At 62.7% G+C, this 21,757-nt stretch carries 18 protein-coding genes; 9 read left to right on the plus strand and 9 right to left on the minus strand.

Annotated elements, in window-relative coordinates; translation table 11 throughout:
• Positions 1-193 precede the first annotated feature (193 nt).
• Together pnp and AAFO92_RS22110 are read left to right on the plus strand one after the other, a co-directional pair.
• Entirely contained in the window at positions 194-2,335 is a 2,142-nt protein-coding gene (gene pnp, locus AAFO92_RS22105) for a polyribonucleotide nucleotidyltransferase (RefSeq protein ID WP_347539043.1), read from the plus strand.
• A gap of 145 nt (positions 2,336-2,480) precedes the next feature.
• Positions 2,481-3,500 carry an SGNH/GDSL hydrolase family protein gene (locus AAFO92_RS22110; protein ID WP_347539045.1) on the plus strand — a complete coding sequence of 340 codons (1,020 nt, stop codon included), beginning with the start codon at positions 2,481-2,483 and terminating at the stop codon, positions 3,498-3,500.
• Positions 3,501-3,759: 259 nt separating this feature from the next.
• On the opposite strand, the gene AAFO92_RS22115 is transcribed toward AAFO92_RS22110, so the two are convergent.
• Positions 3,760-4,218 carry an Lrp/AsnC family transcriptional regulator gene (locus tag AAFO92_RS22115; RefSeq protein ID WP_347539047.1) on the minus strand — a complete coding sequence of 153 codons (459 nt, stop codon included), beginning with the start codon at positions 4,216-4,218 and terminating at the stop codon, positions 3,760-3,762.
• Between the two features lie 142 nt (positions 4,219-4,360).
• On the opposite strand from AAFO92_RS22115, the gene ald reads away from it, so the two are divergent.
• Entirely contained in the window at positions 4,361-5,479 is a 1,119-nt protein-coding gene (gene ald / locus AAFO92_RS22120) for an alanine dehydrogenase (protein WP_347539049.1), read from the plus strand.
• 47 nt (positions 5,480-5,526) lie between these two features.
• Here ald and AAFO92_RS22125 read toward each other — a convergent pair whose 3' ends face one another.
• Both AAFO92_RS22125 and AAFO92_RS22130 read right to left on the minus strand, forming a co-directional pair.
• Positions 5,527-7,068: a trimethylamine methyltransferase family protein gene (locus AAFO92_RS22125; RefSeq protein WP_347539051.1), complete on the minus strand. Its 1,542-nt coding sequence runs from the start codon at positions 7,066-7,068 to the stop codon at positions 5,527-5,529.
• Positions 7,065-7,709 carry a TetR/AcrR family transcriptional regulator gene (locus AAFO92_RS22130; RefSeq protein WP_347539053.1) on the minus strand — a complete coding sequence of 215 codons (645 nt, stop codon included), beginning with the start codon at positions 7,707-7,709 and terminating at the stop codon, positions 7,065-7,067. The genes AAFO92_RS22125 and AAFO92_RS22130 overlap by 4 nt, the downstream gene beginning before the upstream one ends.
• A gap of 76 nt (positions 7,710-7,785) precedes the next feature.
• On the opposite strand from AAFO92_RS22130, the gene AAFO92_RS22135 reads away from it, so the two are divergent.
• Positions 7,786-8,139 (plus strand): ethanolamine utilization protein EutQ, encoded by a 354-nt coding sequence (locus tag AAFO92_RS22135; RefSeq protein ID WP_347539055.1) that lies wholly within the window; start codon positions 7,786-7,788, stop codon positions 8,137-8,139.
• A 3-nt stretch (positions 8,140-8,142) separates the two neighbouring features.
• A complete protein-coding gene (locus AAFO92_RS22140; protein WP_347539057.1) occupies positions 8,143-9,459 on the plus strand; it encodes an FAD-dependent oxidoreductase in 1,317 nt (438 codons plus the stop codon).
• Positions 9,460-9,544: 85 nt separating this feature from the next.
• Here the strand turns inward: AAFO92_RS22140 and AAFO92_RS22145 are convergent, their stop codons facing one another.
• Positions 9,545-10,900: an MATE family efflux transporter gene (locus AAFO92_RS22145; RefSeq protein WP_347539059.1), complete on the minus strand. Its 1,356-nt coding sequence runs from the start codon at positions 10,898-10,900 to the stop codon at positions 9,545-9,547.
• Positions 10,901-11,114: 214 nt separating this feature from the next.
• Between AAFO92_RS22145 and AAFO92_RS22150 the strand changes: the two genes are divergently transcribed.
• Positions 11,115-11,921 (plus strand): GNAT family N-acetyltransferase, encoded by an 807-nt coding sequence (locus AAFO92_RS22150; RefSeq protein ID WP_347539061.1) that lies wholly within the window; start codon positions 11,115-11,117, stop codon positions 11,919-11,921.
• Between the two features lie 21 nt (positions 11,922-11,942).
• Here AAFO92_RS22150 and AAFO92_RS22155 read toward each other — a convergent pair whose 3' ends face one another.
• Positions 11,943-12,254: an ETC complex I subunit gene (locus tag AAFO92_RS22155; protein ID WP_347539062.1), complete on the minus strand. Its 312-nt coding sequence runs from the start codon at positions 12,252-12,254 to the stop codon at positions 11,943-11,945.
• Between the two features lie 305 nt (positions 12,255-12,559).
• On the opposite strand from AAFO92_RS22155, the gene uvrB reads away from it, so the two are divergent.
• From uvrB to AAFO92_RS22170, 3 genes are all read left to right on the plus strand, one after another.
• Entirely contained in the window at positions 12,560-14,752 is a 2,193-nt protein-coding gene (gene uvrB, locus AAFO92_RS22160; RefSeq protein WP_347539064.1) for an excinuclease ABC subunit UvrB, read from the plus strand.
• Positions 14,753-15,008: 256 nt separating this feature from the next.
• Positions 15,009-16,268, plus strand: a complete 1,260-nt coding sequence (locus AAFO92_RS22165) for a toll/interleukin-1 receptor domain-containing protein (RefSeq protein WP_347539066.1) — start codon at positions 15,009-15,011, stop codon at positions 16,266-16,268.
• Positions 16,269-16,686: 418 nt separating this feature from the next.
• Positions 16,687-17,334 (plus strand): VPLPA-CTERM sorting domain-containing protein, encoded by a 648-nt coding sequence (locus tag AAFO92_RS22170; protein ID WP_347539068.1) that lies wholly within the window; start codon positions 16,687-16,689, stop codon positions 17,332-17,334.
• A gap of 106 nt (positions 17,335-17,440) precedes the next feature.
• Here AAFO92_RS22170 and phnE read toward each other — a convergent pair whose 3' ends face one another.
• From phnE to AAFO92_RS22190, 4 genes are read right to left on the minus strand one after another with little or no spacing between them, the layout of a single operon-like run.
• The gene (phnE, locus tag AAFO92_RS22175; protein WP_347539070.1) at positions 17,441-18,199 is read right to left on the minus strand and encodes a phosphonate ABC transporter, permease protein PhnE; all 759 of its coding nucleotides are present in this window, start codon (positions 18,197-18,199) and stop codon (positions 17,441-17,443) included.
• Complete coding sequence (locus AAFO92_RS22180) at positions 18,199-18,999, minus strand: ATP-binding cassette domain-containing protein (protein ID WP_347539072.1); 801 nt, start codon at positions 18,997-18,999, stop codon at positions 18,199-18,201. The genes phnE and AAFO92_RS22180 overlap by 1 nt, the downstream gene beginning before the upstream one ends.
• Complete coding sequence (locus AAFO92_RS22185; protein ID WP_347539073.1) at positions 18,996-19,853, minus strand: phosphate/phosphite/phosphonate ABC transporter substrate-binding protein; 858 nt, start codon at positions 19,851-19,853, stop codon at positions 18,996-18,998. The genes AAFO92_RS22180 and AAFO92_RS22185 overlap by 4 nt, the downstream gene beginning before the upstream one ends.
• Positions 19,853-21,751 carry a cytochrome c peroxidase gene (locus tag AAFO92_RS22190; RefSeq protein WP_347539074.1) on the minus strand — a complete coding sequence of 633 codons (1,899 nt, stop codon included), beginning with the start codon at positions 21,749-21,751 and terminating at the stop codon, positions 19,853-19,855. The genes AAFO92_RS22185 and AAFO92_RS22190 overlap by 1 nt, the downstream gene beginning before the upstream one ends.
• Positions 21,752-21,757 lie beyond the last annotated feature (6 nt).

Here is a 21,757-nt window from a genome sequence, read left to right on the forward strand (position 1 = left end):
TTGCTCCGAAATCCGCTCTTTGCGTGAAAATGGGTTCCAATGGGGCGGAAACTGCTGTATGGCCCCGCCATCTGAGACGTGATGCCTTGTGACCCCGGGCGCATGGATAGGATTGGGGTCGGCGGCAATGGGGCCGCCAACGAAACGGGAGACCCGGGATACGCCTGGGAGTGCTCTCAACTAGGATGTAAAAATGTTTGATATCACAACGAAATCAATTCAGTGGGGGGAAGAGACCCTGACACTGGAAACGGGCAAGGTTGCCCGTCAGGCAGATGGTTCCGTCATCGCGACGCTGGGTGAGACCAGCGTGATGGCCAACGTGACCTTTGCCAAACAGCCCAAGCCCGGTCAGGATTTCTTTCCGCTGACCGTACATTACCAGGAAAAATACTATGCCGCGGGCAAGGTTCCCGGCGGTTTCTTCAAGCGCGAAGCGCGCCCGACCGAAAAGGAAACCCTGACCGCCCGCCTGATCGACCGTCCGATCCGGCCGCTGTTTGTACCGGGTTTCAAGAACGAAGTGCTGGTGATGTGTACGGTTCTCAGCCACGATCTGGTCAATGACCCCGACATCGTCGCGATGATCGCCGCCTCGGCCGCGCTGACGATTTCCGGCGCGCCCTTCATGGGCCCGATCGCGGGGTGCCGCGTGGGCTTCGAGGATGGCGAATATGTTCTGAACCCGACCGTCGATGACATGCACGAGCTGCGCAACAACCCCGAGCAGCGCCTTGATCTGGTTGTGGCCGGTACCAAGGACGCGGTCATGATGGTCGAATCCGAAGCCTATGAGCTGACCGAGGACGAGATGCTGGGCGCGGTGACTTTCGCGCATGAGCAGATCCAGCCGGTAATCGACCTGATCATTTCGCTGGCCGAAGAAGCCGCGAAAGAGCCGTTCGATTTCCAGCCGCCGGATTACTCGGACCTTTTCGAAGCCGTCAAGGCCGCCGGCGAAGGCCAGATGCGCGACGCCTTTGCGATCACCGACAAGCAGGAGCGCACCACCGCCGTGGCCGCCGCGCGCGAGGCAATCGTCGCGTCGCTGAGCGAGGAGCAGGCCGAGGACGAAAACCTTGGCTCGGCGCTGAAAAAGCTCGAAGCGGGCATTCTGCGCGGTGACGTGGTCAAGACCGGCAAGCGGATCGATGGCCGCGCACTGGATACGGTGCGCCCGATCGTCTGCGAAACCGGCCTGCTGCCGCGGACCCACGGCTCGGCACTGTTCACGCGCGGTGAAACCCAAGGCCTGGTCGTGACCACGCTGGGCACCGGCGACGATGAACAGTTCATCGACGCGCTGCACGGAAATTTCAAATCGAACTTCCTGCTGCACTACAACTTCCCGCCCTATTCGGTCGGCGAAGCGGGCCGCGTGGGCCCTCCGGGCCGCCGCGAAATCGGCCACGGCAAACTGGCCTGGCGCGCGTTGCAGGCGGTTCTGCCGGCGGCGACCGACTTCCCCTACACGGTGCGGGTCGTTTCCGAGATCACCGAATCCAACGGCTCCTCCTCGATGGCGTCGGTCTGCGGTGGCTCTCTGTCGATGATGGACGCCGGCGTGCCGCTCAAGGCGCCGGTTGCCGGTGTGGCGATGGGCCTGATCCTGGAAGACGACGGTGACTATGCCGTTCTGACCGATATCCTTGGTGACGAGGATCACCTGGGCGACATGGACTTCAAGGTTGCCGGGACTGAAAAAGGCATCACCAGCCTGCAGATGGACATCAAGGTTGCGGGCATCACGCCCGAGATCATGAAGACCGCGCTGGCGCAGGCCAAAGACGGCCGGATGCACATCCTGGGCGAGATGGCCAAGGCACTGACCGAGGCGGGCGACTTCTCGGTTCATGCACCGCGGATCGAGACCATGCAGATCCCCACCGACAAGATCCGCGAAGTCATCGGATCGGGCGGCAAGGTGATCCGCGAGATCGTCGAGGTGTCGGGCGCCAAGGTCGATATCAACGACGAGGGCACGATCAAGATCGCCTCGCCCAACGGCGATTCGATCCAGAAAGCCTATGACATGATCCACGCCATCGTGGCCGAGCCCGAAGAGGGTCAGGTCTATACCGGCACCGTGGTCAAGATCGTCGATTTCGGCGCCTTCGTGAACTTCTTCGGCAAGCGCGACGGGCTGGTCCATGTCAGCCAGATCGAAAACCGCCGCCTGAACCATCCGTCGGATGTTCTGAAGGAAGGTCAGGAAGTGAAGGTCAAGCTGCTGGGCTTTGACGATCGCGGCAAGGTGCGCCTGTCGATGAAGGTTGTCGACCAGGAGACCGGCGAAGAGATCAAGGCCGAGAAAAAAGAAAAAGACGACGCCTGATTTCAGGTTTGTCTGACAACGGGGCTCCGGCGGAAACGCCGGGGCCTTTTTCTTTTGGTTGACGCGACGTCGCCTTCCGAAACCTTCGCAAGATTCGGCATTCGCGCGGTAACATTCCGCGATTCTATCTCGTGGGAGGAGGGAGATGATGAAGATCTTGTATTCGCTGGCCCTGGCAATCGGGATGTCCGGGGCCGCGCAGGCGGCCAGTTTCACTGATGTCTATTCCAGTTTCTACAGCTTCGGCGACAGCCTGAGCGATGATGGCAAGTTCACCCAGCTCGATCCGCCCAGTTTTGGCGGACGATTTACCAATGGCCCGGTCTGGGCAGAACGGATCGAGGATCAGTTCATCGCCGCGGGCCGGGACACCGGCAACCTGGCGCTTGGCGGCGCAACGGCGGGAAGCGTCAACCTCAACCCGGCCGGCCCGCTATCGACATTCGCGGGACAGGTCGCCACCTTTACCGGGGCCCTCGTGGGCGGTTTCGGATTGCCCACGCGGGTGCTGCCCAGCCCCGAGTTCAAGCCCTCCGCGCCGGCACCCGGCGCAAACCCCCTGTTGTCGGTCTGGTTCGGCGCAAATGACATCTTTCAGGGCTTCAACCCGATTGATGCCGCAAATTCGGTGGCTGACGGGATCCGGGCGCTCAACAGCATAAACCCCGGTGTTTTCGACGATTTCCTGTTGGTGAGCCTGCCGGATATCGGCGCCTCACCGGCATTCGCCAGCTCCGGTGCCGCCGCGGCGACGAAGGCCACGAACCTCTTTAACTGGCAACTGGCGATGAATGCCCTGCAGCTGGAAAGCGAGGGCATCAACATCATCGGGTTCCAGCCCAACCGCATTCTCGACGCGATTTTTGAGGATGTGGCGAGCGGAACTTTCAGCTTTGGCATCTTCGACACGCAGACCCCCTGCACGCTGAGCGTCGGCGCACCGCTGGACCCCAATACCACCAACCCCGGCAGTTGCCTTGACCTGGGTATCGACCCCAACACGCTTCTGTTTGTCGATGGCGTGCATCCCAATGCCACGGCGCACCAGCTGTTCGCCGAGGCTGTCGGGCGGAAGCTGTCGACGGTGCCCGTGCCAGCCGGTTTGCCATTGATCCTGTCGGTCGTTGCGACCTTTGGCTTGGTGGCGCGGCGCCGCAGCGCCTAGGCCCGCCGAAACGCGGTTGAAGAACCCCGGTTCCGGCCGGGGCTTTCTCGTTTCAAGGGGCCATGGGTAAGGTTTTCCATACGGGGCGCAATGGCGGTTTTTTCCCCATGAACCCTGCCCCCGCAGCCGCCATAATCAGCCCGTAACAAGTTGGGGCGAACACGCCTCTGGGGGTCAACAGTCACGGGTGCAGTCCACTACTCACGGAGCAGGATGCGCCCAGGGCCTCGGTGGAAACACCGGGGCCCGCCAGATTCCGTCAGACCGGCAGCGCGGTTGTCTTGAAGACCGTCCGCAGCGCAAAGCTGGATTGCATCTTGGCCACGCCCGGCAGGCGGGTCAGGTATTGACGGTGAATCCGGGCGAAATCCTCGGTATCTTCGGCCACGACCTTGAGGATGTAATCCGCCGCCCCGGCGGTCAGGTGGCATTCAAGCACGTCGGGGATGCGCTGAACGGCCTTCTCGAAGGCTTCCAGAACGTCATCGGCCTGGGTCGACAGGGTGATTTCGACGAAGACGGTTGCAGGCACCCCCATCTTGCGGGCATCAAGCAGCGCGACATAGTCGCTGATATAGCCCTCGGCCTCCAGCCGCTGCACGCGCCGGTGGCAGGCGCTGGCCGACAGGTTCACCTTGTCCGCCAGATCGGCGTTCGATATCCGGCCCCTGCGCTGCAATTCGCTGAGCAGGCGACGATCAATCGGGTCCAGGGACATTTGCGCAAAACCTTTCGCATGACTCCAGCAGTTTTCGAACACTATTCGAAAAACCACCGTTCTTGCGAGGATAATTTCAACCCGATTGCGTGCCCGTTAAGGCAGTATGATCAAAAAATCAGGGATGAAGAGGAGACTTCCCATGAAAATCGGATGCCCGACCGAGATCAAGCCACAGGAATTCCGCGTCGGCATGACGCCCAACGCCGCGCAGGAGGCGGTGGCGCATGGTCACGAGGTCATCATCCAGCGCGGCGCCGGTAAAGGGGCCGGGTTCGAGGATGCCGATTACGAACTGGCCGGCGCCGCCATCATCGACACCGCCGAAGAGATCTTCGCCACCGCCGACATGATCGTGAAAGTCAAGGAACCGCAGGCGGTCGAGCGCAAGATGCTGCGCGAGGGGCAATTGCTGTTCACCTATCTGCATCTGGCGCCGGACCCGGCACAGACCAAGGATCTGCTGGCAAGCGGCTGCACCGCCATCGCTTATGAAACCGTAACCGATGACCGCGGCGGCCTGCCGCTGCTGGCGCCGATGTCCGAGGTTGCCGGCCGCCTGGCGCCGCAGGTAGGTGCCTGGACGCTGCAAAAGGCCAATGGCGGGCGCGGCGTGCTGATGGGCGGCGTGCCGGGCGTGGGCCCTGCGCGTGTGCTGGTGATCGGTGGCGGTGTCGTGGGAACGCATGCCGCCAAGATCGCCGCCGGCATGGGGGCCGAGGTGACCGTGCTGGACAGATCTCTGCCGCGTCTGCGTTACCTGGACGATGTCTTTGGCGCGACCTTCCGCACCGGCTATTCCTCGGCCGGTCTGCTGGCCGAGCATCTGACCGGCGCCGACATGGTGATCGGCGCGGTCCTGATCCCCGGTGCCGAAGCGCCCAAGCTGGTGCGCCGCGACCAGTTCCCGGCGATGAAACCCGGCGCCGTGCTGGTGGATGTGGCAATCGACCAGGGCGGCTGCTTTGAAACCTCCAAGGCCACGACCCACGCCGATCCGATCTACGAGGTTGACGGCATCATGCATTACTGCGTCGCCAACATGCCGGGCGCGGTGGCGCGCACCTCGACGCTGGCGCTTGGCAACGCCACCATGCCATTCATGCTGGCGCTGGCGGACAAGGGCTGGAAACAGGCCTGTGCCGAGGACAGGCACCTGCTGAACGGGCTGAACGTTCATGCCGGACAGCTGACCTATTACGCGGTCGGCAAGGCACTGGGTATCGACGTGATTTCGCCCGAGAAAGTGGTGAAAAGCTGACCAGGCCAGGCGCCGTGAAACCAGCGGCGCCCTGCCCCGTACAGACCCTATTGCGAAATATCGGCCCCGCCCTCGGCGGTGCGCCGGGCGATGAAATCATCCATTTCCTCCAGCCGCGCGGGGTCAAACGCGGGCGGCTGGTATGCCTTTAGCGTCTCGTGGAAAATCGCGTTGGCGCGGGTGGTCGCATCCAGCGCGCCACGTTCAGACCAGTTCTCGAAATTGTTCCAGTCGGACAGCAGCGGCGAATAGAACGCGGTCTCGAACCGGTCCAAGGTGTGCTGCGTGCCGAAGAAATGGCCGCCATGCCCGACATCGTTGATCGCCTCAAGACCCAGGGTCGCGTCGCTGACCTCGATCGGCTTGAACAGTTCGGCGAACATCTGCAGGACTTCGACATCGATGATGAATTTCTCGGCCGAGATGGTCAGCCCGCCTTCCAGCCACCCTGCCCCGTGCAACAGCAGGTTGGTGCCACCCATCAGCGCCCCCCAGAGCGACATCTGAGTCTCGTACGCCGCCTGTGCATCCGGCGCGTTCGAGGCGGTCGGCCCCGACGATCTAAGCGGCAAGTTGTAGCGCCGCGCCAGCTGCCCCGAGGCAAAGGCCGCGCGGACATATTCCGGCGTGCCGAACGCGGGGGCGCCGGTTTTCATGTCGACATTGCTGGTAAAGCTGCCGTAGCAGACGGGCGCGCCGGGCCGCACGATCTGGCTGAGGCAGAGGCCCGCCAGCGCCTCGGCATTCTGCATCACCAGCGCACCGGCAATTGTCACCGGGGCCATCGCACCCGCCAGCGTGAACGGGGTCAGCACCATCAGCTGCCCCGCGCGGGCACTGTCGATGATCCCCCGGCACATCAGCTCGTCCAACTGCAGCGGAGAGTTGGAATTGGCCACGGAATAACAGGTCGGCGTGGTCCGGAATTCGTCATCGGTCAGCCCGTTGGCGATGCGCAGGATCTCATAGCTGTCGGCAATCGCCTGACGGCCGCGAAAATAGACAAACGGCACCTTTTCCGTCAAAGTCAGCACCGATCGCGCCATGCCCAGGTGGCGCAGGTTCATCGGCACGTCCTGCGGCTCGACCACCGGCCCGAACATGTGGATCACGTCAAAGGCCTGGGCCACCTTGCAGAAAGCGTCGTAATCAGCCTGCGTGCCGGGACGTCTGCCGCCCTGCAGGTCGGAACAATTGGGGGATCCGGCCGAGGTTGTGATACCGACATTGCGCCCGCCGATGATCACGTTGCGGTCCGGGGCGCGGCTGTGCAGCGTGACGGTGGCCGGTGCCTTGCCGATCAGCTCCATCACCAGGTCCGGGTCGAAGCGGATGACGTGATCATCGGCCAGCGTCATGCCGGCGCTGACATAGTGATCGCGCGCGGGGGCGCTCAGTACCTTGATGCCGGTCTCGGAAAGTACCCTGAGCGAGGTCAGGTGAATCGCCTCGATCTGATCGGCGCTGAACTGTTCGATGGGCGGGTACGGGTTGACCCAGTGGCGCCAGGCGGCGTCGAAATGCTTGACGGCGACGCTCTGCCGTTTTGCCGCGCGGCCACGGCGCCCCCCCGATCGCTGGCTGTTCATTTCTGTGCGTCCCCTTCCAGGAATTTCGCGGATTGCCGTGCGGCGGCTTCGGCATCAATCTCCCGCCCCGTAAAGCTGAGGAAATAGGCCGCGAGATAGCTGATCCGGTCCGCCATCGGTTCCTGCACATTCAGCGCGTAATAGCTGAGCTGGGTGAAATAGATCACCCGCGCGCGGATGAACGCCTCGGTAGGCGCATAGCCGTGACGTTTGAAGAAATCGGAGATCGCGGCGACGCGGGCATCGTCTTCGGCCTGCACGGTCTTGCGCAGGTCGTCGGCATAGCGCGCCCAGTCACGGATCGCCTGGTCCAGCTGCGGATCAAAACGGGTGTGATCCGTCCAGACGGCAAAAAGGGCGAGGATACCGTCATCCAGCGTGCGTGTCTCGGCAATCGCTTCGACCATCACGCCGGTATTGCGCGCGCGCCATTCGGCCAGCAGCGCATCAAGAAGCGCCTCGCGGCTGTCGAAATGCCAGTAGAAGCTGCCGCGCGTGACCCCCAGGTTGCGGGCCAGAACGGTGATCTGCACCGCGTCGACCCCGTCTGAGACCAACAGTTCAAGCGCGGCCTCGATCCAGTCATCGCCGGTCAGGCGGGGCTGGCGATCGGGTGTTCGGGTGCTGGATTGCAGGGTCATCGGTATTTCCGTACAGGGTTGCATGGATCAATACATACCTGTATGGTTCGCGTCAATAACTTTGGGAGGTACCGGGATGATGGGCAAAATCCCCGCGCGGGTCGCATCATTGGCAACGGCGGAATTTTCGCCGCGCTTCGAATATGGCCACATGGCCCAGTCTTCGGTCATCACCGGCAAGGGTGGCGACGGCACCCGTCTGGGCAGCGGCTTCGTGCGGATGAAGAAGGCCGAGATCCCCTGGACCATCAAATATGACGAGGTGATCCTGGTGCTCGACGGGCAATTGACCGTCCGGACAGCGGACGGCGATCTGGTTGCCGGCCCGATGGAGTGCATCTGGCTGCCCGACGGTACCGAACTGACCTATATCGCCGAGGATGCGCTGTTGTTCTATGCCATCGAACCGGCCAACTGGGCCGAGGGGTGAGCCATGAAGATCAACCGCCTTCCCAAGGATGACAAGACCAACGGCTGGAGCGCGATCCTGCCAGGCCGGACCGCCAGGCCGCCGCTGGCCGGCGACGTGACCGCCGACTGGATCGTACTGGGCGCGGGCTATGCGGGCCTGGCGGCGGCGCGGCGGCTGGCACAGAATTGCCCCGATCAGCACATCGTCTTGCTGGACGCGGGGCAGGCAGGCGAAAACGCCTCGGGGCGCAATTCGGGTTTCGCCATCGACCTGCCGCATAACGTTGGCTCGTCCCTGGACGAGCTGGAAGGATCCCACCGGTTCATGCGGCTGGCCCGCATGGCCATCGACCACCTGGAAGAGGCCGTCAAGACCCATGACATCGCCTGTGACTGGTCGCGCGACGGCAAGTACCACACTGCCGTGTCGCCGCGCGGAACACGGGATGTGCTGGAGCCGTTCGTGAAGGAACTGGAGGCGCTCAACGAGCCGTTCACCTGGATCGACGGTGCCGACCTGAAGGCGAAGCTGGGGTCGGATCATTTCACCGCGGCGGTTTACACGCCCGGATGCGTGCTGATGAACCCCGCCGCGCTGACCCGCGGGCTGGCGGACACCCTGCCCGAGAACGTGACGCTATTCGAAAACTCCCCCGTCACCGAGGCACAGTTCGAAAACGGCGTGACCTTCACGACGCCCGGCGGAACGGTACGGACGCCAAAACTCATCATGGCCGCGAACGGGTTTTCCGAACAGTTCGGGTTCTTTCCACGCCGGTTCCTGCATCTGGTGGCCCATGCCAGCCTGTCGCGCCGCCTGACCGAGACCGAGCAGCGCGCCTATGGCGTTGCCGCGCCCTGGGGCCTGACGCCGGTCAATGCCTTTGCGGGCATCACCATGCGCTACACCAACGACAACCGCATCCTGATCCGCCAGGGGCTCAGCTATTGCCCGTCCCAACGAGTGTCCGCCGCCGAACAGGCCGCCGTGAAACGCCGCCACAAGAAGCTGTTCGATCAGCGTTTCCCGATGCTGCCCGAGGTCGAGATGGAACACACCTGGAGCGGTATCGTCTGCCTGTCGCGCAATGGCGCGCCGGGGTTCGGACAACTGGCGCCGAATATCTGGTCGGCGGTGTGCCAGAACGCCGTGGGCGTGACCAAGGGCACTTTCGGCGGTATCCTGGCGGCAGACATGGCCACGGGCCACGACAACCCGCTGATCGCCGATATGAAAAGCCTCGGCGAGCCGGAACAGCTGCCGCCCCGGCCCTTCCTTGACCTGGGTGTGCGGACGCGTTTCCAGTGGGAATTATGGGCCAACCGGCACGAAGCGTGAAATCAGGCGGCGCGCGGGTTCTGTTGGGCTGAACGGCAGAAATGCGGGGCCGGGCGCCGGGCAAAGCCTGCCAGTCTCAACAGGGTCATGCCGACGGGGCGCGCACGGACCACCCCCAGAACCGCGCCATCATCAGCACGCCGGCCAGCGCCAGGCCAATGGCCAGCCCCAGCCAGATGCCGACACCGCCCAGCCCCAGCGGAAAGCCCAGCAGGTAGCTGGCCGGCACGCCAATGAGCCAATAGCTGACCGCGGCGATGAGCATCGGTATCTTGGTGTCCTGCAGCCCCCGCAGCAGCCCCAACGCCATTACCTGCGCGGCATCGACCAACTGGAACAGCGCCGCCGCCGCCAGGAGGGCCACGCCGATGGCAATCACCGCGGCGCGCTCGGGCTCTCCGGGATGCATGAAGAGGCCGATCAGAAATTCCGGGACAAGCAGGAAGGCCAGCACGGTCAGCAGCGCCGTGAAAATCGACATGACCGTCACGACCTTGGCGCCGTCACGCAACCCGCAATTGTCGCCGCGCTCATAGGCCTGGGCCGCCCGCACCGTTGCCGCGTTACTGAGCCCCATATGCACCATGAAAACCGCCGATGTCACCTGAAGGGCCGCGCCATGCGCCGCCAATGGCAGCGTTCCCAGCCAGCCCATCATCACCGAGGAGGCCGCGAACAGCCCCACCTCGCACAGGTTCGTCAGACCAATCGGCCAGCCAACGCGAAAGACCTGTGCCAGCGCCTCCCAGTCGGGCCGCCAGAACCGCTGGAACAGCGAAAACTCGGGCGTCACCCGCGAGATATAGATCACTAGCACTACCAGGGAACCGGTGCTGACACTCAGCGATGCAATCGCCGCCCCGCGAATTCCCAGTTCAGGAAAGCCCCAATTCCCGAAAATCAGCAGGTAGTTGACCAGGATATTCAGAAAGACCGAACCGACCGTGACCCAAAGCACGATCTGGGTGCGCTCCAATGCGGCAAGAAAGGATTTGAGCACCATCACCAGCAGCGCCGGCACGATCGACCAGCCAACGATCGTCAGATAGTCCGCCGCCAGGGCCGACGTATCGCCATCCTGCCCCAGCCCGATGAACAAGGCCTCGGACCAGATTGCCAGCGGCAGCACCACGACGCCAAACAGTGTCGAGGCCCAGAGCCCCATGCGCGTCACCCGCCGCACCTGGGTTTCGTTGCCCGCCTCATAGGCCGCCGCCACCATCGGCATCACCGCAAAGGCGAACCCCGACCCCATGATGAACAGCACAAACCAGAGCGTGCCGCCCAGCACCTCTGCCGCCAGCGCCTCGACCGAATACCACCCCAGCATGACCGCGTCCGACAGGGTCACGGCAAACTGCGCCAGGTGGCTGCCGATCAACGGCAGACCAAGGGTCAGAACACGCTTGGCGTGGTGGCGGTATCCGTGGCGCTGTTGCATCAGATCGCACTACGCCCGCGATGTGGCAAAGGCAAGACAGCGCCGCCCTGATCCGGCGGCGCCACGCCAACGGGGCGGCAATCGGGCCACAGGCGGCCCGGTCCCGCGCTGCGATCAGCCGGCCTGGTCCTTTTGTAAAGATTTCCCGGCGGTGTAAGGTGCAGGCCACAGCGCAGGGCGTCTAGAGTCCACACCGGAGGCACAGATCCGACCCATGACCCGCATACCCGATCTGGCCACGAAACGGCTTCGCTTCGATGGTTTCCAGCCGTCTGACGCCCCTGACCTGGCGGCGATTCTGGCTGAACCGGAGGTCTGCAAGAACATCAACGCCGACGGCTCATCGCCCGAACGCTGCCTGGCCAGCGCCGCCAAGCGGATCGACTGGCACAATTCCGCATGGCACACGCACGGATACGGTGCCTGGGCTGTCCGGTTGGCCGATCGCGACATCGCACCGCCCGGCACGCTGATCGGCTGGTGTGGATTTGCCGAACCCGATATCGGCGAGGATCCCGAGATCGTGTATGGCCTGGCCCCCGGCTGTTGGGGCAATGGCGTTGCAACCGAGGCCGCCGCCGGCGCGATTGACTGGCTGTTTGCAAGAACCGGGGCCGCCGGCGTGTCGGCCATCATCTTCCACCGGCTCAATGCCGCCTCGATCAGGATCGTGCAGAAACTGGGGCTGACCCTGCGCGGCACGATGGCGCTGGAAGATTTCTATTCAAGCACGGAACTGGCCTGGAACGTGCTGGGTTTCGAACGCTGGCGCCTTTCGGCCGCCCCGTTTCGCGATGCCAGGACGCTGTTGTTCGAATCCCCCTACCGCATCGGCCAATTGACAACGCTTGGGCTGGAGGATGGCGCCGCCATCCTGCCGGACCTCTGCACGGCAGCCCGGCGCCGGCCCGATTTCGCCGAGATCGACCGCACCGAACTCACGCAAATCGTGACCGATGCGTTCCAGCTGGGCGTCAGCGAACCCTATCTGGAATGGTATCACATGGCCCGGCCCGTCTGACCGGGGCACGCGCACAGTGCGCTAATGCGTCCAGGCACCGCGGCGGTTGGTGGCAAAATTCTCGCCATATCCACCCGGCCGGATATTGGGCTTGCGGGTCTTGGGCTCCTGCACCACGGCGTCGATTCCGTGTTCCTCTGCATATTCCAGCGCCGCCTCTTTCGACGAGAAACGCAACTTGACCTGCGCCTGCGTGTCCGAGGACGAGGTCCAGCCCATCAGCGGATCGACGCGGCGCGCGGCATCGGCAACGTATTCCAGCACCCAGTGTTTCGTCTTGGCGGTGCCCGACTGCATGGCGTTGCGGGCGGGCTTGTAGATGCGGGCGGGCATGGGCAAATCTCCTGAAATCAGAAATGTTATCCCAAAATCCGTTTGCCGCGGCAAGGGTCCAATTGCCGCGAATTGCCGACAGTCCCCGCGGCCCGGCTGGTGCCTCCCGCCCGGCGGCTCCGGGGGTCTGGGGGCGTCCCCCAGGGGCTGCGTGCCCTGAACGCAAACTGCCCGGCGTGAGCGGCAGCGAACACCGTTCAACACCCCTTTGCTAATGACACTCCCTGTCAGCATCTCCGGTAAATCCGGTGACCGGGCTTGAAGTGGCGCGCGGAACAATCAAATGTGGCGCAAAGGAGTCACCCATGCCCTATGCCCACTCCGACAAGACCGACGTCCAGATGCACGCCGCCGCGCCGGATGTGCGCATGCGCGACAAGCTGGAGGGCGGCAAGCGGTTCGAAATGGTCACCGAGTTCGAGCCGGCAGGCGATCAGCCCACGGCGATTGCAGAACTGTCCCACGGCGTGAACGAGGGCGAACAGGATCAGGTTCTGCTGGGCGCGACCGGCACCGGCAAGACCTACACCATGGCCAAGGTGATCGAGCAAACCCAGCGGCCAGCAATCATCTTGGCCCCCAACAAGACTCTCGCCGCTCAGCTTTACGGGGAATTCAAGGGGTTTTTTCCCCATAACGCGGTCGAATATTTCGTCAGCTACTACGACTATTACCAGCCCGAGGCCTATGTGCCGCGCTCGGACACCTATATCGAGAAGGAATCCCAGATCAACGAACAGATCGACCGGATGCGCCACTCGGCCACCCGCGCGCTACTGGAGCGTGACGACGTTATCATCGTGGCCTCGGTCTCCTGCATCTACGGTATCGGGTCGGTCGAAACCTACGGCGCGATGACGCAGGATCTGAAGGTCGGGCACGACTATGACCAGCGCAAGGTGATGGCCGATCTGGTGGCGCAACAGTACCGGCGCAACGATCAGGCGTTTCAGCGCGGGTCGTTCCGCGTGCGCGGCGACAGTCTGGAAATTTTTCCCGCCCACCTCGAGGATCGCGCGTGGAAGTTGAGCTTCTTCGGAGAAGAGCTTGAATCGATTACCGAATTCGACCCGTTAACCGGTGAAAAGACCGACACGTTCGACCAGATCCGCGTCTATGCCAATTCCCACTACGTGACGCCGAAACCGACCATGCAGCAGGCGATCATCGGCATCAAGAAAGAGTTGAGGGTCCGGCTGGATCAGCTTGTTTCCGACGGTAAACTGCTCGAAGCGCAGCGGCTGGAACAACGCACGAATTTCGATCTCGAGATGCTCGAAGCCACCGGCGTCTGCAACGGGATCGAGAACTATTCGCGTTACCTGACCGGCCGCGCCCCCGGTGAGCCGCCCCCGACCCTGTTCGAGTTTATCCCCGACAACGCCATCGTCTTTGCCGACGAATCCCATGTCTCGGTACCCCAGATCGGCGGCATGTACCGGGGCGACTATCGCCGCAAGTTCACCCTGGCCGAACACGGGTTCCGCCTGCCGTCTTGCATGGATAACCGTCCTTTGAAGTTCGAGGAATGGGACGCCATGCGCCCGCAATCGGTCTTTGTCTCGGCCACCCCCGCCAAGTGGGAGATCGAACAGACCGGCGGCGTCTTCACCGAACAGGTGATCCGCCCCACCGGGCTCTTGGATCCGCAGGTGGAAATCCGGCCCGTGGACATGCAGGTCGACGATCTGCTCGATGAGGTGCGGCAGGTCGCCGACAAGGGTTATCGCACCCTGGTCACCACGCTCACCAAGCGCATGGCCGAGGATCTGACCGAATACATGCACGAACAGGGCATCCGCGTGCGCTACATGCATTCCGACATCGATACCATTGAAAGAATTGAGATTCTTCGTGACCTGCGGTTGGGCGCCTTTGATGTGCTGGTGGGCATCAACCTGCTGCGCGAAGGGCTCGACATCCCCGAATGCGGGCTGGTGGCGATCCTCGATGCGGACAAGGAGGGCTTCCTGCGCTCCGAGACCTCGCTGATCCAGACCATCGGCCGCGCCGCGCGCAATGCCGAGGGCCGGGTGATCATGTATGCCGACCGGATCACCGGTTCGATGGAACGCGCGCTGTCGGAAACCGATCGCCGCCGCGCCAAGCAGATCGCCTATAACGAGGCAAACAACATCACACCCGAGACCGTCAAGAAGAATGTCGAGGATATCCTGGCCGGGCTCTACAAGGGCGACGTGGACATGAACCGCGTCACCGCCAAAATCGACAAGCCGATGCACGGCGCCAACCTGCAGGCCCACCTGGACGGGCTGCGCGGCGACATGCGCAAGGCGGCCGAGAACCTGGAATTCGAAGAGGCCGCCCGCCTGCGCGACGAGATCAAACGCCTGGAGGCGGTCGACCTTGCCGTCGCCGACGACCCCCTGGCCCGCCAATCCGCCATCGAAGCGGCCTCCGGCCCGTCCGGCAAGGGCCGCTCAACGGCGGGACGGCCAGGGCAGCGGGGCGGGAATGTAAAACGAAGAAAGAAGTGATAACCATCGCTGACGGGAGAGAGTCGGTCCAATTGTATACGAGCCGTCACCGAGGGAATTCTGGGAAGCACCATCCAAAATCAAGAGCATGGGCGTCTCAAGACGAATTTAAGCAGACCTCAATTCCATCTACAGCGTGAAAACACCGGGTTTAACTTCATAGGTGCGTGCGTACCTGGCTGGAAAGCTAAGCTCTGTTGCCTCGATAAGCGATGCTGCTAGTAATGGGATCGAACAGGGGTAGAGGTTATTGAAAATGCGAAGGATTTTTATCAGCCATTCGTCCGAAGACGCGGCGCTTGCGGTACATCTTGCAGGCTATCTTGAGCGTCGCGGAATTGGATGCTGGTTTACGCCCAGAGATGTGGATCCTGCAAAAGATTGGGATCAAGCGATCCTTGAGGCCATCGAAGGGTGTTCTGCAATGCTTCTGCTTTTCAGCGGTAAGGCCGACGGCAGCCGGCATGTGCGGAGAGAGGTGCACTTAGCAGACAATGCCAAGAAATTCTTGCTAACCCTCCGGATCGAGGACGTCCAGCCGGATAAGCTCTCTTACTTCGTGAATCTAAGTCAGTGGATTGACTGGATGGACCGGCGTGATGAGGCGTTGGAACGGGTCTATGATACTCTAAGGAACCTTGTGGACGGGGCATCGTCTGAATTTCAGCCGTTAGGCACAAAGAGGGCTCAAACCGTCTCAATTCCCGATGGGCAGAAGCTCTGGCTTAGGCCAAGCTCACGGGAGTTTGTGCCAGCGCCACCCGTTCCGCGGGAAAAACGGGTTCTCACCTCGAACACGGATAGCAAAAACGCGGTCGGGTATCTGCGCATGAGGGCCGTCAACAATGGTCGATATGACACGTACCACGAAATCATCCGTCAGGACGGCAGCACCTATGGTTATTTTACTGAGGGTTTTTCGCAAGTCGCTTACACTTACGGATTTGTCAGCCCCAAGAACGATAACTGTATTTTCGTGCTAAACCATCGTTTTCGAGCGACCGAGTCTACGCTCTCGATTCTGAGGCGGACAGGATGGGTCTGGACCAAACTAGGCGCAGCGAAGTTCGGCGTTGCGGATCGCCATTCTCTCGCTTTCGAAGTTTCTGATGGAGAGATTACGCACTTCAGCTTCCGTGGACATCACAATCATGACCTCTTTTGCATGAATGGTGGAGGGTTCTTTCTTTTCAACACGATAAGGAATGAATTTTATTCCAATGTCAGGTTCGGCCCCTACAGTATCTACGATACAGGTCGAGCGCTGTCTCCCAAAGCGCCCCTTGTTGCGGTGGCGATCTCCGAATTCGAAAGAAAAGGATCACTGGATGATCGGGAAATCTACCGATCGACAATTCAAATTTACCACATTGAAACAGGTGAGCGGATGATGGTATTTCAACTCCCTGGTGACGAGTTCGAAAACTGGAAAATTGCGTTTAGCGCGGATGGGAAGATGCTAAGAGCCGCGCTCAACGGCGAGGAGCACCTCTTCGATCTCGTCGAGGTCGGATGATAGCAATCGTAGGGTTCGTATTCACACGCATCTGCCCGTCATACCCGGGCCAGCGCCGACCCGCGGGGTGGCGCTTACTATATTCGTTCGGGGCAGTTTATCCCACCAAACACATCCTCGCGCTGACTGAGGCACGAACCTTGCCAAAGCGCCGCCCCGGTGCATCGGAGGAGAGCCAATCTTGGCTGGCACGCTTTTTGCGTGACGGGACCGGCAGGCTGGTTCTTCATTTACCGATTGGAGCGGAAACGTGAACAATCGAGGGCGGTCGCGGCGATTGTTTCCGTTTTACACGTTAATTGCACGCGGGGGTTGACCACCTCTTACTGTTTAAAGCTTGCCTGAGAAGGCGCCAGTTTCCTAAAAATATAGTGTTCGCAAGTTTTTTTATAACCAGTGATAAAGGGGGGTAATACTCGTGTTATTCAGATCACTCAAACTCGCCGCGGCGATGGCCCTTGGCCTGTGCGCAGTATCGGCCCATGCGGCCACCTTCACCTACAGTCTCGGAGACCATCCGGACGGGGCGAAAACACCGACCTACGAATATGGTCTGCGTCTTGACTACTATCAGCGTTTCTTCTCGTTCGAAAACGGCGCTTCGTCGCAGCTGACCTATGACGATGTTGCCGGAACCGCCACGATCTCCGGGACGATGCGCGAAAGTCTGGGCAACGGTGTGTTCGGCGCACTTTGGAACGTCGTTTACACCATGACCGGCCTGACCGACATGGGCGGCGGCACCTTCGTCGACACAGTCGGAAACGGCTCGGGCTCGATCAGCAGCGGGATGACCTCGCTGGCCTTGGGCGCAAAGTCGAACGGCACGCACTATTTCGTCTTCAAGAATGACGGGCACCGGCTGCCGGGCAACCCAGGTACCGGCCTTGTCGGTCGCGGTTGGGTCGATCCCAAACCGGGATTGGGCGGCGCGAACGACTTCCTGTTCACCGCCAAGCGTGATCCGGGCGGTGGCGGCGTCATTCCGCTTCCGGCGGCGGCATGGATGCTGCTATCGGGCGTTGCGGGGCTGGGCGTGCTGTCGCGCCGTCGCCGTCGCAGCTGACCTGATCCGACTTGAAACTCCGGGGCGTGGCAAATTCCTTGCCGCGCCCTTTTTCGTCCTTCTGCCCGATGCGGCCTGCGCGGCCACCGCGAAACCGCGATGCCAGTCAGGAGAAGCGCCTGCGCAAGGCGACGTTCAGCGCTTCGATCACCACCACCATCACGATAATGGCCAGGGTGACGCTGGCGGCCTTGTCATATTGGAAACTGCGCACGTAGGTCTGGATATAAAACCCGATCCCCCCTGCCCCGACAACGCCCAGGACGAGTGACTCGCGCAGGTTCAGCTCGAACCGGAAGATCGTGTCGCGGGCCACGACCGGGGCCATTTGCGGCCAGATCGCGTGACGCAGACGCAAGAGCAGCCCGGCACCGGCGCTTTCCAGCGCGTCGACAGGCGCGCGGGCCACGCCGTCGATCGCCTCGGCATAGAACTTGGCCAACATGCCCGTCGCGTGGAAGGCCACCGCGATGATGCCCGGGAGCGGGCCAAGGCCCACCGCGCCCACCATCAGCATGGCCACCAGGATCAGCGGAATTGCCCGCACCAGCGCCAGCAACGTGCGGATGGGGCGATGAATGAAACCCGGCATCAGGGTTTCCGCCGCCAGCACACCCAGGGGAACCGACAGGATCACCGCCCCCAGGGTGCCCAGAATGGCGATCCGCAAGGTTTCGGCGCTACCCTTGATGATCTCATCCATGACCTCGGGCGATGGCGGCCACATCCGGCCCAGAAACTCGGCGATGCGCGGTCCGGAACTCAACAGGCGCGCCGGGTCGACCTGGGTCGACAGCATCGCCCACAGCACCGCACCGGCAATCAGCAGGGTCAGGGTAAATCCCCCGGCTTCGCGCGGGCGCATCAGCAGACCACCCTGAGGCCGGGCTTGGGCGGCGGCGCATCGCCCGACGAACCCTCGTGATAGATCCGGGCAATGTCCTGCTGCGTGACATTCGCCGAGGGGCGGTCAAACTGCACCTTGCCGTCGCGCAGCCCGATCACCCGGTCCGCATGGCGCATCGCCAGGTCGGGCTGGTGCGAGGAGAACACGGTGGTTGCACCGCGGGCGCGCGCGGCGCTGGTGATCAGGCCCAGGATGTCATCGGCGCGGGCCGGGTCAAGGTTGCTCACCGGTTCATCGGCAAGGATCAGCTGCGGTTCCTGCGCCAGGCACCGGGCGATGGCGACACGCTGCCGCTGGCCGCCGCTCAGGCTGTCGACGCGGCGATGCGCCAGATCGGCGATCCCGGCTTCGCTCATCGCGCGATAGGCGGCGGCGCGGTCCTCGGCCGAATGGCGGCCGAAGAGGCCGGCAAGCACCGGCATCCGGCCCAGACGGCCGTTGAGCACGTTGCGCTCGACGCTGCTGCGTTCAACCAGGGCGAATTCCTGAAAAATGAAGCCGGTGTCAACGCGGGCAGACAGGGCTGGTGCCTGGTCCGGGGACAGTGAACGCCCCAGCACGCTGGCCTGCCCGCGCCAGCCACGCAACCGGCCATCGCAAAGCGTCAGCAGCGTGGTCTTGCCGGCACCCGACGCGCCCAGAAGGGCGACGGACTCGCCCGGGCTGATGGTCAGCGAAAGCCCCGACAGCGCCGGTTGGCCCGCGTCAGATCCGCTATGGCGCAGCGTCAGGTCGGATATGTCAATGGCAGCCGTCAATTCAACAGGCCAAAGCTTTGCGCCATGTCGCGCACGCCGTCATAGGCGGCGCTGTCGGCGCGGACATACCCATCGGGACCATAGAGATAGGCCAGCTTGCCCCGGTGTTCCGGCTGGTTCAACGTCATCATCGTCGCAACGAATTTCTCGGTCAGCGCCGGATCCAGACCGGGCCGGGCGATCACCACATGGCTTGGGATGGCGGGGCTTTCGGCGATCCATGTGACCTCGGCCTGCTGTTCGGGCGTCAGCAGCAAATCGGCATACTGGCTGGCGCCCGCGGCATCCACCAGCCCCTGCGCCATTGCCTGCATCGCCTGCTGATAGCCGCCGGCAAAGAAAACGCGCGAGAAGAACTCCTCGGCCTGAGCCGGCCCCGCGATCAGCCCGGCCTTTTCGAATTCGGCCAGCGGGAACATGTAGCCCGATTCCGATATCGGATCGGCAAAGGCGATGTCGCGGCCCTTGAGGTCTGCAAGGGTCTCGATTCCGCTGTCCTTGCGAACGAAGATGCGGCCCGTATAGCTGGGCGCACCGCGATAGACCTCGGACAGCAGCGGCACGGCGCCGATTTCCTTTTCGGCCAGCACGAAGGGCAACCCGCCCATGAAGGATATATCGGCATCGCCATTGCGCAACGCCTCGACCGCGGCGGCGTGATCGAAGGTTACGAAACCCTCGACCGGGATGCCGATTTCGCCGGACAGCCAGGTGGTGATCACCTCGATATCGCCCAGTAGCTTCTCGGGATTTTCCTGGGGGATGAAGGCGAGCTTCAGGGATTGATCCTGCGCCAGAGCGGGCGTGGCAAGCGCGCAGGCAGCAAGGCTTAGAAAGTGGCGGCGGCGCATCATCAATAGACCCTTTCGTCGATCTCGGTGGCGGTGGCTTTGAAATCTGCCCAATGGACATCGGCAGCTTCCCAGTCATCGGCCCGCACGGCCTCGCCCACGGCTTCCAGCAGTTCTGCCATGCGATAGATGCCGGGGCGCTCGGCCAGGTTCGACATCGTGCTGGCATCCGCCGCCAGATCGGCAGCAACCGTATCGGTCAGGACCAGGATATGGTGGCTGTCGCGCGCGGGCAGCAGCGTGTCGAGGGTGGAGGCGAATGTGGTCAGCTCGTCAAAGGCCAGCCGGAACGGCGTCTTGCGGTCATCGAACGCCTCATAGGGTTCATCCGCGGCCCCCACGGTTTCCAGATAAGCCGTCAGGTCGGCGCGCTCGGCCTCGCTTAGCCCCAGCCCCCTGGTGCTGTCGAACCAGTCAACGACCGACGCCAGCGTGGGCAGAGAACCGTCGTGGAAATAGGGCGCGTTATAGGCGATGCTGAGCAATGTCGGCGTGTCGAAGGCCCCGGCCCGCGCGCCATCGTAGGCCGGGTCGGCCGAACCGATATCATGCGCCTTGCGGTCCAGGAAATTGGCCGAGGGGATGTGGCAGGACGCGCAGGATTGCCCGTCCATCTGGGCGAAGGGGCGATTGAAGATCTCTTCACCGCGCCGCGCCGCCTCGGGCGCCAGATCGGTCAGCTCTCCCTGGGCGGTCAGCATCGAGTTGGGCAGGAAGTCAAACTCCTGCATATAGGCCACCAGCGCATCGAGCATGAAGGGCGTGGGCTCGGCCCCGCCGAATTCATTGACGATCACGTTGCGGGTGAAGTCACGCAGGCTGGCAAAGCGGCCGTCACGCCCGTAGGGCCCGGTGAAGCGCAGTCCGCGCAGCGAAGGCACGTCCAGCGGATCGTCGCGGCGGTCGTTGAATATCGGGTTGAAGAACGCACCGTCCACGTCGATCGCACCGGGTTGATGGCTGGCACCGGGGATAAACAGACGGTTATTGATGTCCGAGCGGTTGTGGCAGGTCGAGCAGGCGATACCAAGATCGCTGGCGGGGCTGCCAAAGATTTCGGCACTGTCGAACAGCATGTCGCCATAGGCGATCAGCGGCAGGTCTTTCTCGTCAATCCCCTGTTCCTCGAATTTCAGCACCAGGCGCGGCAGCGGATCCTGGTCGAAGATGTCGCTGCCCGGCGGCAATGCGGGCGTCAGCGCCACAGTCCGGCCGCTGCGAAGAACGGTTTCGGGAATTGCGGTCAATTTGGTACGCGGGGCGAAGGCATCAACAAGGTAGTTGGCCGCCAGGTAGTTCGAGATTACCGCGCGCGCGGCAGACATCGTATCGCGGTCACTGTCAATCGTCCCCGCGCCCAATACGCCGGACGACCCCGTCGCGCTGCTAAGCTCCAGCCAGGCGCGACCGATCATGAGCGCTGCTTCCGGGTCGGCAGCTTGCAGGTGATCGGCGAAAGCGCGGTAAAGCTCCTGCCCTTCGGTGATGGCCGCCTGCGCGGTAGCGGGGCTGTCGGCGGCAAGCGCACGGTTCAGTTCCTCGTCGATCCGCGCCGCGATCAGCCGGGTCGCCGCGGCGAAAACGGCGTCGCGATCCTTGGCGGCCAGGGCATTTTCCAAGGCGGCGGCGTCCACCGCGCTCTTGTCCGCCAGACGTTCCAGCGCACCGGTGCCGAACTGCGATCCGCGATAGGGTTCATCCCAGGCTTTCGCCATCTCATCCCACGGTACCGGAACCAGGTTTCCCAGGAACAATGTCAGCCGGTAGGCCGCCGCTTCGGGCAGCCACGGCGCCTCTTTCGCCGCCGTTGCATGCGCCATCTGACCGGCAAGAGCCACCGGAACCAGAATCAGCGTCAGACAGAACAGGTAGGTTTTCCTCAACCGCGAAAGGGTTTTCATGGAGAT

It is taken from the genome of Roseovarius sp. CAU 1744 (assembly GCF_039839345.1).
Lineage (GTDB): Bacteria > Pseudomonadota > Alphaproteobacteria > Rhodobacterales > Rhodobacteraceae > Roseovarius.

What these genes read in the sequence shown, in the direction of transcription:
- pnp (WP_347539043.1), top strand. Translation starts at nt 194, where the DNA reads ATGTTTGATATCACAACGAAATCAATTCAGTGGGGGGAAGAGACCCTG.
- AAFO92_RS22110 (WP_347539045.1), top strand. Translation starts at nt 2,481, where the DNA reads ATGATGAAGATCTTGTATTCGCTGGCCCTGGCAATCGGGATGTCCGGG.
- AAFO92_RS22115 (WP_347539047.1), bottom strand. Translation starts at nt 4,218, where the DNA reads ATGTCCCTGGACCCGATTGATCGTCGCCTGCTCAGCGAATTGCAGCGC.
- ald (WP_347539049.1), top strand. Translation starts at nt 4,361, where the DNA reads ATGAAAATCGGATGCCCGACCGAGATCAAGCCACAGGAATTCCGCGTC.
- AAFO92_RS22125 (WP_347539051.1), bottom strand. Translation starts at nt 7,068, where the DNA reads ATGAACAGCCAGCGATCGGGGGGGCGCCGTGGCCGCGCGGCAAAACGG.
- AAFO92_RS22130 (WP_347539053.1), bottom strand. Translation starts at nt 7,709, where the DNA reads ATGACCCTGCAATCCAGCACCCGAACACCCGATCGCCAGCCCCGCCTG.
- AAFO92_RS22135 (WP_347539055.1), top strand. Translation starts at nt 7,786, where the DNA reads ATGATGGGCAAAATCCCCGCGCGGGTCGCATCATTGGCAACGGCGGAA.
- AAFO92_RS22140 (WP_347539057.1), top strand. Translation starts at nt 8,143, where the DNA reads ATGAAGATCAACCGCCTTCCCAAGGATGACAAGACCAACGGCTGGAGC.
- AAFO92_RS22145 (WP_347539059.1), bottom strand. Translation starts at nt 10,900, where the DNA reads ATGCAACAGCGCCACGGATACCGCCACCACGCCAAGCGTGTTCTGACC.
- AAFO92_RS22150 (WP_347539061.1), top strand. Translation starts at nt 11,115, where the DNA reads ATGACCCGCATACCCGATCTGGCCACGAAACGGCTTCGCTTCGATGGT.
- AAFO92_RS22155 (WP_347539062.1), bottom strand. Translation starts at nt 12,254, where the DNA reads ATGCCCGCCCGCATCTACAAGCCCGCCCGCAACGCCATGCAGTCGGGC.
- uvrB (WP_347539064.1), top strand. Translation starts at nt 12,560, where the DNA reads ATGCCCTATGCCCACTCCGACAAGACCGACGTCCAGATGCACGCCGCC.
- AAFO92_RS22165 (WP_347539066.1), top strand. Translation starts at nt 15,009, where the DNA reads ATGCGAAGGATTTTTATCAGCCATTCGTCCGAAGACGCGGCGCTTGCG.
- phnE (WP_347539070.1), bottom strand. Translation starts at nt 18,199, where the DNA reads ATGCGCCCGCGCGAAGCCGGGGGATTTACCCTGACCCTGCTGATTGCC.
- AAFO92_RS22185 (WP_347539073.1), bottom strand. Translation starts at nt 19,853, where the DNA reads ATGATGCGCCGCCGCCACTTTCTAAGCCTTGCTGCCTGCGCGCTTGCC.
- AAFO92_RS22190 (WP_347539074.1), bottom strand. Translation starts at nt 21,751, where the DNA reads ATGAAAACCCTTTCGCGGTTGAGGAAAACCTACCTGTTCTGTCTGACG.